1 protein-coding gene is annotated in these 852 nt (G+C 59.2%); it reads left to right on the forward strand.

Annotation, left to right across the window (positions count from 1 at the left end; translation table 11 throughout):
• Nucleotides 1-600, forward strand: a 600-nt coding sequence (locus tag AADZ90_RS22415; protein WP_367312854.1) for a transposase, incomplete at its 5' end; no start/stop codon positions are given.
• Between the last annotated feature and the right edge of the window lie 252 nt (nt 601-852).

Consider the following 852-nt stretch of genomic DNA (forward strand, 5'->3'; position numbering starts at 1 on the left):
GGATTGCTGAAGATCTTCGGCATCCGTCTGCCCAAGACGGTGAAGCATGGCAGCTTCGATGGCGTCGTTCGACCGATGATCGAGATGGACGAGGTTCTGGCCCATGCCATGCTTCCGCTGCTCGATGCACGGCTTGTTCTGTACCAGCACTTCCTAGAGCTCGACCGACGGGTCAAACGCACGGCCAGTCAGGATGAGGTCTGCATGCGCATGATGACGGTTCCCGGTGTCGGCCCCATCGCGGCTTTGACGTTCAAAGCAGCTGTTGATGACCCCGCGCGGTTCAAAAGGTCGCGTACCGTGGCCGCTCATTTTGGCCTGACGCCCCGACGATACCAGTCTGGCGAACACGACAATCCAGGCCGGATATCCAAAGCCGGAGATCGGGATGTGAGAGCAACGCTCTATGCTGCCGCGAACGCCTTGTTGATGCGGACCATGGCAGGATCGCAGATCAAGTCATGGGGCATGCGCCTGATGCGCACCAAGGGACGCCGCCGCGCAGTCGTGGCTGTCGCCCGAAAACTGGCTGTCCTGCTGCACCGCATGTGGGCAGATGGCACCGAGTTCCGTCCGGTGAAGGTGGAGGGTATGGCATGATCTAAACGCCCGACACCGAACCCGAACGGGATCGTCCTCACCGGACGCGGTTCGTGGATGAAGCCGAAAATGTCTGCTGCGCCATCAAGCGCGTCTCAAAGCGAGGCTCTCCACAACCAATCCGACACATGCGTGCAGCGATGTCCTACGCGGCATCAAACAGACTGCGAAGAGAAGCGTGACCCGGATGAGCGACAACGATCCTAAGCAACAAGAAAAACGAGCTTGACCCAAATGCCCAATTAGAGAAGC

This window comes from Aestuariibius violaceus (assembly GCF_040779325.2).
In the GTDB taxonomy this organism is placed as follows: domain Bacteria; phylum Pseudomonadota; class Alphaproteobacteria; order Rhodobacterales; family Rhodobacteraceae; genus Aestuariibius; species Aestuariibius violaceus.